Source organism: Streptomyces sp. NPDC050535, from assembly GCF_044457665.1.
Lineage (GTDB): Bacteria > Actinomycetota > Actinomycetes > Streptomycetales > Streptomycetaceae > Streptomyces.
On sequence record NZ_JBITHE010000035.1, the window covers coordinates 40,736 to 50,743 of the forward strand.

Sequence of the window (10,008 nt, forward strand, 5' to 3'; positions counted from 1 at the left end):
GGCGACGCCCCCGGGCCTCCCCCCGCCGCCGCCCCCGGGGGGGGGTGGGGGGGGGGGGCGCGGGGGGGGGCCCCCCCGGGGGGGGGGGGCCCCGGGGGGGGGCCGGCCCCCCCCCCCCACGGGAGGGTTCTCGGGTCAGCCGAACTGGCCGGGCCGGTAGTCGCCGGCGGGCTGCTGGACGATGACGTTGAGGCGGTTGAAGGCGTTGATGAGGGTGATGGCGCACACCAGGGCGGCGAGCTGTTCCTCGTCGTAGTGCTTGGCGGCCCTGGCCCAGACCTCGTCGGAGACGCCGCCGGCGGCGTCGGCGATGCGGGTGCCCTGTTCCGCCAGTTCCAGCGCGGCGCGCTCGGCGTCGGTGAACACCGTCGCCTCCCGCCAGGCCGCGACCAAGTTCAAGCGGGTGGCGGACTCCCCGGCGTGCGCGGCGTCCTTGGTGTGCATGTCGGTGCAGAAACCGCAGCCGTTGATCTGGCTGACACGGAGTTTGACCAGCTCCTGCGTCGCGGCCGGCAGTGTCGAGTCCGCGAGCAGTCTGCCCGCGGAGACGAGGTGCTTGCCGAACGCGGCCGAGACCGGGCTGGCGAAGAGGTTCAAGCGAGCGTCCACGGTGCACTCCTGTGATGTTGCCGGGCGGGTACACCCCATGGACGGATCAGCGCGGCGAAGTGTGACACGCCGCCCGGGAACGGCCGTAGCCCGCGGGCTCGCTGCGGGCGCGGCCGGGCCCCGGGCCGGCTCTCGCCCGGGGCCTGGATCTGGGGCTGCCGCCGTTCTCCGCTGCCGCGGGCCCGGTCAGTCCTCGGTGGTGGCGGTGTTGGTGATGAGGTCGCTGAGGTCGAGGTCGAAGAGTCCGCCGGCGCGCCCGGAGAGGCCGGAGATGAGTTTGACGAAGTCGACCTGCGCGTCGTTCTTCTTCTCGGGGTCGTTGATGTCCTGGGCGAGGTTGAAGTAGTAGCCCTTGGTCTTGGAGCGGTCGTAGAAGCCTTCGACGAAGCTGCGGATGTCGTGGAAGAAGTCCTGGTAGGCGCTGGAGTAGCGGTCCAGGGCCTTCTCCTCGATCTCCGGGTTCTTCAGGATCTGGTCGACGACCTTGGACAGGGTGCTTCCCGCGAGGGTGGCCAGGGCGACGCCGGTGGAGAAGAGCGGGTCGACGAAGGCGGCGGCGTCGCCGACCAGGACCCAGCCGTTCCCGTGGAAACGCTCGTTGGTGTAGGACCAGTCGCGGGCGGAGCGGTAGCCGGCTGCCTGGGTGGCGTCCTTGAGGATGTCCTGGAGTTTGCCGGTCTGGGTGATCTCGGACTCGAAGAGGTCTTCCAGGGACTTGTCGCTGCCGGAGGCGACGTCGGAGCGGGTGACGTAGCCGACGCTGAAGACGCCCTTGTCCAGGGGGATGGCCCAGAACCAGCCGTGCTGGGTGCCCTCGATGAGGATGTTGCTCCACTCGTCGCCGGGCAGGCGGTGGCAGTTGTCGTAGTAGGTCCACACCGCGACGTTGCGCAGCTGGTCGTTCCAGGTGACCTCGGTGAGTTTGCGTCCCAGCACGCGGGCCTGTCCGGAGGCGTCGATGACCAGGGAGGCACGGGCCTCGCGGACGCCGTCCAGACCGCGCAGCGTGTAGCGGATGCCGGTGACGCGGCCGTCGTCCTCGACGATGGGGTCCTTGACGGTGGCGTCCTCGATGACCAGGGCGCCCAGTTCGCGGGCACGGTCCAGGATGAGGGTGTCCAGGTCGGCGCGGCGGGTGTGGTAGGCGTAGGGGATCTTCCCGCCGGTGGTGAAGGAGAAGTTCCACGGGACTTCGTTGTTGCCCCACACCAGCGTGCCGCCGTATTTGCGCTCGAAGCCCTTGGCTTCCATGCGCTCGGTGAGGCCGAGTTCTTCCATGGGGACCATGACGCCGGGGATGAGGGATTCCCCGATGTGGTAGCGGGGGAAGCGTTCGCGCTCCAGGACCAGGACGCGGTGTCCGTACTTGGACAGGAGTCCCGCGGTGGTCGCGCCGGCGGGTCCGCCGCCGATCACGATGACGTCGAATTCGTCCGTAACCCCGAGCAGAGTGGGCGACATGCGAGACCCTTTCCCAAACAGAGTGAGTGAAGTGGAAGTAGCCGCTCGCGTTTTCGCGTGAAGGCATGGCTCTTTCGCCATTTGTCCGCGAACGCGGAGCGGGTTCACCCCTTCAGACTGCCGCCGGTGGTCAGGCACTGTCATCGCCGAGATTGCTCAATAACACCCCCCGCGGAAACAGGAGATACCCCCGGCAACAGTGCCCGCGATCCGGACCCCGTCATTCCCCCCGCCGAGGGCGGTGGCCGGATACCTCCCGGGGCAGTCAGCCGCCTCCGGGGGCGCGGTGTCCCCCGTCGCGGGCGCGGTGTCCCCTGTCGCGGGCGGGCCACAGGTCGTGGGCCAGGCGGCGTTCCGCCGTCGACAGCGGGAGGTCCGGGCGCAGTCGCTCGGGGTGGCCGGGCGGCGGTCCTGCGGGCGGCGGCGCCGGCTGCGGGGGGTGTGGGGGTGTGTGGCGGGTGAGGGGGCCGGTGACGGGCGAGGCCGGGGACATCGACAGCTCGCGGTAGACGGCGGGGCCGGTGTAGATGGACCCGAAGACCACCAGGAGCTGCCACAGCGGGCGCAGGCACCACGTGGTCAGCGCCTGCCCGACGGTTCGCAGCAACCGGTTCATGACCGGCCCCCCTCTTTTCGCACGACGCTCGCGGCTTCCCGCGAAGGCTGTCAAGGTCTGCTCGCGGGCCGGTCCAGGACACGCGTGTGTGGCGGCCGGGGGGTCAGTCGATGCCGCGGACGACGTGGGGCTCCCAGGTGTCGTCCTCGTCGATTCCGGCGAGCCGCAGCGGGGGTACGAAACGCAGGGCGCGGTCCGGTGTCTCCTCAAGCCTGCGGCGGTCCTCTTCTTCACTGTCGTGCATCTGGTCCTCCTGCTCGGTCGGCTCGGCACTGACGGGGGCCGGCCGGGGCGGGCGGAGGCGGGCGTCCGGCGGTGTGCCCGGGTCAGCGGCCTCGGGGTGACCCGGGCCACAGCCACCATGCAGAACTCCGGCTGAGGGACGCTCGAGGAACGATGGGGAGGGCGTGGAGGCACGCAAGAACACCCCGGCGGGCGCGGGGGGCTGCGTTCCACCCGCGCACCGCAGGGCAGGCCCCCGCGGCCCTGCAGCCCTGCGGTCCCGGCGATCCGGCCGGGCCGGGGTTGCCGGGGCGGCAGGGCGGGTCCAACAGGCAGGCGCGGGGGCGGGGTTGCGGAGGGGGGCGGCCGGGCGTGTTCAACGGGCCGGCGCGGGGCGGGGTGTTCGCGGCCCCGTCGTGGTGGTGGCCCGCCTCCCTTCCTGCCGGTGTCCTCCCGTGCACCGGCAGGAAAAGGAGGCGGGCGGCCCCGGCCCGGCGCCCCCGCCCCGGGGGGGGGGGGCCCGGGGGGGGGGGCCCCGGGGGGGCGGGGGGGGGGGGGGGGGGGCGCGCGGGGCGCCCCCGCGCCGGGGGGGGGGGGGGGCCCCGCGTACGGCGGGCGGGTGCGGTCCTGCGTGCGGCGGCGGGTGGGGGCCGGGTGCTGCGGGGGTGGTGTCACAGCATGCGGACGGCGCTTTCGGCGTGCTGTTTGGCGGGGGCGAGCAGGGCCAGGCAGTTGCGGCCCAGTGCCTCGCGGACCTGCCTGCGGGCCTGGGCCAGGCCCGTGCCGCCGCCCAGCAGGGCGGTGGTGTTCTCCTCGCGCAGCAGGACGTTCTGCCGGGAGGTGACGGTCACTCCGGTCTCGTCGGGGGTGACCGACCATTCGCCGGTGTGGGCCGCGAGCAGCGGGGAGGCGGGGCTCTGCTTGTAGATGATGCGGCCCGCGTGCGGGAAGCAGATCCGTACCGAGTCGGTGGTGTGCGCGCCGTACTCGGTGAGGGTCTCCATGGTCATGCGCTGGATGCCGGGCAGGTCCTCGGTGAGGTGGACCCGGGTGATGTGCGGTACCAGTTCGGGCCAGTCGCCGGCCCGGTAGAGGAAGTCGTAGACCAGTTCGGCGGGGCCGTTGACGCGGACGGAGTCCTCGAAGGAGAGGACCAGGTCGTCCAGGCGTGTCCAGCGCTCCGCGAAGGCTTTGAGGCCGGCGGCCCGCTGGGCCCAGGCCACGTCGCCGTGCAGGGCGCCGGCGGTGGTGGCCGGGCTGCTGTGCAGTTCGACCTCGCTGCGGTGCGGGCCGCGGCTGTGGATGGTGAGGCCGCCGCGCATCGACTGCGCCGCGGGGGCGGGCAGTTCCTGGCGGAACTCGATGCGGTGCTCGACCGGGTCCAGGTGACGCCAGGAGGTCCAGGACATGAGCTGTCCCTCCACCAGGGACCACATCCGCAGCCGTTCCCGCTCGCCGTCGAACTCCAGGCGCTCCACATGGACGCTCGGGGTGAAGAACAGCGGCCACTTCACCGCGTCGGCGAGTGCCGCGTAGACCACGCCGGCGGGCGCGGCCACCTGTACTGTCTGTGCCGCCCTGACGGCACGCTCACCTGACATCTGCACACCTCCCTTGTACGCATTGCCGCGGGCCCAGGTCGCGGGGGCGCCCGGCCGGTGCAATGACAAACGCCTGGTCGGCGGGACCGGGCGGGCTCAGCCGACGGGCACGCTCGGTGGCACGAGGCGGCCGGTGACGCGGCAGGCCCGGCCCAGGAGCCGGGGCAGTTCACGGCCGTCGCGGGCGAAGAAGTGGCGGCCGGGGACGGTCCGCAGCCAGGACGGGCCCGTGGTCCACCGCCGCCAGCCCTCCGCGATCGCGGGCGGCGCCAGCGGGTTGTCCTGGGAGGCGACGACCAGGAGCGGGGTGGTGAGCGCACCGGCCGGTGCGGGGATACGGGCCGCCTCGTCCAGGGCCTGGGCGAGTTCGAGGTCGGCGCGGAGCACCGGGAGCATGGCCCGCAGCCAGATCCCCTCGTCGCTGGCGGGCGGCACGGCGGTGCCGGCGCCCAGGTGGCGCAGCAGTTCCTCGTCCGAGGCGCCGCGGACATCGGGCAGCGGCGTGGGGGTGTGGGGCGGCGGGCAGGCGCCGACGGCCAGCAGGTCCGGGCCCGGCAGGCCCGCCTCGTGCAGGGCGCGCGTCACCGTGAACGCGATCATCGCGCCCAGACCGTGCCCGTACAGGACGTAGGGGCCGGGATGCGGGCCGGTGAACAGCGGCAGCATCTCCTCGATCAGCGCCTGGTGCGTGGTGGGGCGCGGTGCGGTGCGCCGCGCGGTGCAGCCCGGCAGGAGGACGGGGACCACCTCGACGCCCTCACCCGTGCTCGCCGCCCAGTGGTCGAAGACAAAGACGCCCTCACCGGAGTGTGCGAAACAGTGCAGTCGTACTGGCTGTCCGTCCGACATGGCATCCTCCTTGGCCTCCGCCCCCTGGTCGCACGGGGACGGGGTTCGAGAATCGCCGGACGGCCTCAAGTACGGGTGGAGAGCGGGCGGAGGAGCCGGTTCGGGCAACGGTTCACAACACTCCGGGCCCGGACCGGGCACAGGCCGGGCACGGGCGGGGCTCGGGCGGGGCTCGGGCGGGGCTCGGGCCGGGCACGGTTCGCGCGCCGGCAGGGACTGTCGGGGACGGGGGCTGTCGGGGAGTTTCGGGGGTGTGGGGCCGGGCGCGGCCCCCAGGGGGTGGCGGGGTAGGGCCGGGCCCGGGCCGGGGACTGTCGGAGGCGCGGTCCCGGGAGTTGTCGGGGGTGGGGTCCGGGCACGGCCGAGGGGTTGTCGGGGGTGCGGTCCGAGGGGTTGTCGGGGGGTGCGGTCCGGGCGCGGCCGAGGGGTTGTCGGGGGGTGGGGGTCAGGAGGCGAAGCGTTGGGGGAGTAATGCCGCGTACCGGTCGAAGGTGGAGCCGCGGCGGGGGCCGGCCATCACGTCCAGGGCGGGGTCGACGGAGAGCATCGCCTGGTGCAGGCCCTGGAGTTGCGGTGAGGGCTCCACGCCGAGTTCCTCTATGAGCCGTCCGCGCAGTCTGCGGTAGACGTCCAGCGCGGAGGCCTGCCGGCCCGACCGGTACAGGGCCACCATCGCCTGCGCGTGCAGGCCCTCGTGCTGGGGGTGACGGGCGATCAGGTCGGTGAGCTCGGCGATCAGTTCGGCGTGCCGGCCCAGCCGCAGGTCCGCGTCGATACGCCGTTCCACGGTCACCACCCGGGACTCCTCCAGCCGCGTGACCTCTATCTCCAGGATCGGGCCGAGCCGTACGTCCACCAGCGCGGGCCCCTGCCACAGGGCCAGGGCCTGCCTCAGGCAGCGGGCGGCCCGTTCGTCCTCGCCCTGTTCGAAGGCCTCCTGGCCCTCGGTGACCAGGCGTTCGTAGGTGTGCACGTCCACCGACTCCGGCGGGATCTGCAGCAGGTAGCCGCCGTGCCGGGTGGCCAGGACGTTCTTCGCGGCGCCCGGGGCGTCGGGTCCCATCGCGGTGCCCAGGCAGCGGCGCAGCTGCATGATGTACGTCTGGAGCGTGGTCATCGCGCTCTGTGGGAGGTCGGTCCCCCAGATCTCCTCCATCAGGGTCGACACCGGCATGATGCGGCTGGGATACAGCGCGAGCAGCGCGAGAACCTGTCGGGGCTTCCCGGCGGTCGGGACGATCGAGTCCCCGTTCACGGCGGCACACAGCGGACCCAAAACCTGAATCTCCATGGTTTCCTCCGTTTCGTCGTCGGGAACTCCCGATGGCGGAAAGTCGTCGGCGAACTTGCACGCTAGCCGTACCCGCACCGGAGGCATTGGTTCCTTCAGCGGCATTTGAGCAATCCTCAATGAACGGGCGCGGAGAAGACGTCATTCGAGAAATGCGGAAGAAATCCCTGAGAACTGGCCGGAAAGACCGCGCCGGGCGGGCGGGAATTACCTTTGATCTTTTACCGGCGGCCGCGGACCGCAGGCGGGCCCGGCATACCGGCCCACGGGACGCACGGACACCAGCGGGCCCACGGAGGCACGCGGGCCCGCGGGCACGGGGCGTATGGGCACGGCGTGCTGATGCGAGGGGTACCTCTATGTCCCTCACCAGGCCAAGGCGTCGCTTTTGAGAGCATTGTTCGGATCATGGCCTGAAGGTGACGGCGGAGGTTCGGAGTTCGCGGAAGGTGCCGTCACGGAGCATCGCGAAGAGTTCGTCGATCCGTTGGCGGGCAACTCGGTCCCCTCGCCGCCCATGCGCGGACCCGGCAGCGGCTCCGGACCGCCAGTGGAGCGGTGACGCATTGACGCAATGTTTGCGTCACCTTAGGGTGGGTGCATGCTCTTCCCCACGCCTGCTCTCAACGCCGAGGACCAGCGCGTTCTCGGTGAGATCGAAGACCTTCGTCACTCGCTGCGCCTGCAGGTTCGGTCCACTCCGGTGAAGTGGACCGAAGGGCTGCGTAAGTTCTTGACGGCCGACGCGGTGGCGGCCTCCAACTCGATTGAGGGCTTCAAAGTGTCCACGGTCGACGTCGAGGATCTTCTGGAGGGCGAGCGGGACGTCGATGTCTCCGAGGAGGACCGCGAGGAGACTCTCGCGTATCAGCGGATGATGACCTACATCCAGACGCTGCACGATGTCGCGGACTTCCGCTACGGCAAGGAGTTCCTCAACGCGCTCCACTGGATGCTGCAGGGGCACCGGCACACCCCGCGGAAGCCGGCCGGGCAGTGGCGGCGCGGAGCGGTGTACGTGACGGACACCCGCGACCCCAGCATCGCGGCGTACACGGCGCCGGACGAGGCTGATGTGCCTGCGTTGACGGCTGAACTGGTCGAGTGGCTGAACACGGACGACGGCACCCACCCGCTGGTACGGGCCGCCATGGGGCATCTGCACCTTGTTTCCATCCACCCGTGGGCGGATGGAAACGGGCGCATGTCCCGGTCCCTCCAAACACTCATGATCGCGAGAGAGGGAGAACTGGCCCCCGAATTCTCCTCGATCGAGGCCTGGCTGGGGCGCCCCGGCAACACCTGGGAGTACTACCGCGAGCTGCAGCGCCGGGGTGCCACCTACCGCCCCGACCAGGACGTCTGCGACTGGGTCCGCTTCAACCTCACCGCGTACCACCAGCAGGCGCAGACCGTACGCAGCCGTCTGGATCGTTCGAGTCGGGTATGGCTCCTGCTCGGTGAGTTCGCGGAGGTCCGGGGGCTGGAGGAAAGGGTGGTTTCCGCTCTGCATGACGTGGCGATGTCCGGGCGGGTGCGTCGGACACGCTACGAACGAGCGGAGGACCTGGGCCTGCAGCGGGCTCAACGCGACCTTCGAGACCTGGTCGCGGCTGACGTCCTGACACCGGTCGGCCGTACCCGTGCCCGCTTCTACACCGCCGGCCCCGCCTTTCCGGAACCAGCTCTGGAAGCAGCCCGGACGCCGCTGCCGCTGGCCGATCCGTACACACGCTGAGGGCGTCTCGCGGTCACGTCCGCCGACATGGCGCCACGGGCGGGGCGAACCGCCCTCCCGCAGCAACTCCCCCGGCCCGTCCCCGGGCAACGCACGGCGCAGGGCGCCGCCTTACCCGCCGGTGCCCGTCCTGCGCACGGGAGGGGCAGGGGGACAAGCCCTCCGCGAGGCGCCCGCCGCCGCGCAGGGGGCCGTCATCTGCCGTATCCGGCGGGCCTGCCGGACGTCCCGGAAGGGCTAGGCGTCCACGACCCGGGCAAGAGGATGCCGCCCCGGCCCGCGCCTACCCGCCGGCGCCGCGACCGGCCGGGCGGGTAGATGGCCGGGCGGTCAGTGCTCGGGGGGCGCCAGGGGTGAGCGGGGCCGCGCGGGGGCGGGGGCGGGGGCGGGGGGCCGTGAGCCGGCGGACACCAGGATGCCCGCGTCGCGCCGGCCGGTCAGGCGGGGCAGCAGCAGGTCCCAGAACCGGGTGACGTTCTGCCGCGACAGCCAGGAGGCGTCCTTGACGCCGAGGACCGCCAGGCCCACGGTCGCGGCCACGATGACGCGGGCGGCGTCCGCCCAGGGCACCTGGTCGGCGAGTTCACCGCTGTGCCCGGCCCGGCGCAGGCTGTCCTCGATCCAGCGCTGCCACTCCTTGCGCAGCGGGGACCTGGTGCGGCGCGCGATGTCCCCGGCGAGTTCGAACCCGCCGCGCACCACGACGTCCTGGGCCAGGGTGCCCATCAGGTCGTGCGTGGCGTCCACCACCGCCTGCAGGGAGTCGCCGTGCCGCTCCCGTGCCGCCTCGGTGAGCCGGCGCACCGTCTCGGCGGCCTCCGTCTCGATCGCCTCGGCGAGCATGCTCTTGCTGGCGAAGTGGAAATGCAGCGCCCCGTTGCTGACACCGGCCCGTTTGCTGATCGCGCCCAGCGACGCGGGGACGAAGCCCACCTCGGCGAACACCTCGGCCGCGGCCTGGATCAGCGCACGCCGCGTGCGGGCGGCTCGCTCCTGTTTGACCATGTGCTGCCTCCTGGACAACGGGACGCCGAACACCGGCGGGACACCGGCATCTCACGGCTCCTGCAACGCACCCCCGGCGCCGGAGGATGCGCTGCCCGCCGAACCGCGGGCTGGCGCGGCACGCCCGGACAGGAGCCGCCCACACAATAACAAACCGCGTTCGCGGTTTTATATATGGGGGGACGAGAACGGCTGGTCATCGACTGAAGGGCCGCCACCCGGCGGCCCCTCAGCCCTGCCTGTTCCTGCCTCAGCCCTGCCTGTTCCTGCCGTTGCCCTGCCGTTGCCCTGCCGCTGTCCTGCCTCGGGCGCTGTGGCTGTCCCTGCTTCTGCTGCCGTCGTCGCCGGCGGCCGGCGATCGGCTGTCGCTGCCGTGTCGGCGGCGGTGTTACCGCGCGGGTTCCGGTTCGGGGGCGTTCTCGGTATCCGCCGGGCCCTGCGGGCCGTGCGGACCGTGCCGGCCGGCGGGGGTTTTGACGGAGTCGAGGAGGAGTTGGGCGACGTCGAGGACCTGGACGGTCTCCTTGGCCTGGCCGTCGTTCTTCTTGGCGTTGACGGAGTCGGTGAGCATGACGAGGCAGAAGGGGCAGGCGGTGGAGACGATGTCGGGGTTCAA

At 72.0% G+C, this 10,008-nt stretch carries 10 protein-coding genes; 1 reads left to right on the top strand and 9 read right to left on the bottom strand.

The genetic code is table 11. The annotated features are described in order from the left end of the window. Positions 1-135: 135 nt before the first annotated feature. The 7 genes from ACIBLC_RS39240 to ACIBLC_RS39270 form a co-directional block, all read right to left on the bottom strand. Positions 136-609, bottom strand: coding sequence for a carboxymuconolactone decarboxylase family protein (locus ACIBLC_RS39240; protein WP_399216273.1), 474 nt, complete (start codon positions 607-609; stop codon positions 136-138). A 186-nt stretch (positions 610-795) separates the two neighbouring features. Then, positions 796-2,070: an NAD(P)/FAD-dependent oxidoreductase gene (locus ACIBLC_RS39245; protein WP_399216274.1), complete on the bottom strand. Its 1,275-nt coding sequence runs from the start codon at positions 2,068-2,070 to the stop codon at positions 796-798. 265 nt (positions 2,071-2,335) lie between these two features. Next, positions 2,336-2,686, bottom strand: a complete 351-nt coding sequence (locus ACIBLC_RS39250; RefSeq protein ID WP_399216275.1) for a DUF6059 family protein — start codon at positions 2,684-2,686, stop codon at positions 2,336-2,338. 103 nt (positions 2,687-2,789) lie between these two features. After that, complete coding sequence (locus tag ACIBLC_RS39255) at positions 2,790-2,930, bottom strand: hypothetical protein (protein ID WP_399216276.1); 141 nt, start codon at positions 2,928-2,930, stop codon at positions 2,790-2,792. Between the two features lie 649 nt (positions 2,931-3,579). Next, positions 3,580-4,509, bottom strand: a complete 930-nt coding sequence (locus ACIBLC_RS39260) for an aromatase/cyclase (RefSeq protein ID WP_399216277.1) — start codon at positions 4,507-4,509, stop codon at positions 3,580-3,582. Between the two features lie 96 nt (positions 4,510-4,605). Beyond that, a complete protein-coding gene (locus ACIBLC_RS39265) occupies positions 4,606-5,358 on the bottom strand; it encodes a thioesterase II family protein (protein WP_399216278.1) in 753 nt (250 codons plus the stop codon). A 445-nt stretch (positions 5,359-5,803) separates the two neighbouring features. Continuing rightward, positions 5,804-6,649 (bottom strand): BTAD domain-containing putative transcriptional regulator, encoded by an 846-nt coding sequence (locus ACIBLC_RS39270; RefSeq protein ID WP_399216279.1) that lies wholly within the window; start codon positions 6,647-6,649, stop codon positions 5,804-5,806. 601 nt (positions 6,650-7,250) lie between these two features. On the opposite strand from ACIBLC_RS39270, the gene ACIBLC_RS39275 reads away from it, so the two are divergent. Further along, positions 7,251-8,387 (top strand): Fic family protein, encoded by a 1,137-nt coding sequence (locus tag ACIBLC_RS39275; protein ID WP_399216280.1) that lies wholly within the window; start codon positions 7,251-7,253, stop codon positions 8,385-8,387. A gap of 330 nt (positions 8,388-8,717) precedes the next feature. Here the strand turns inward: ACIBLC_RS39275 and ACIBLC_RS39280 are convergent, their stop codons facing one another. Then, positions 8,718-9,392, bottom strand: coding sequence for a ScbR family autoregulator-binding transcription factor (locus ACIBLC_RS39280; RefSeq protein WP_399216281.1), 675 nt, complete (start codon positions 9,390-9,392; stop codon positions 8,718-8,720). A 388-nt stretch (positions 9,393-9,780) separates the two neighbouring features. Next, positions 9,781-10,008: hypothetical protein (locus tag ACIBLC_RS39285; RefSeq protein WP_399216282.1), on the bottom strand; the 228-nt coding region annotated here is incomplete at its 5' end.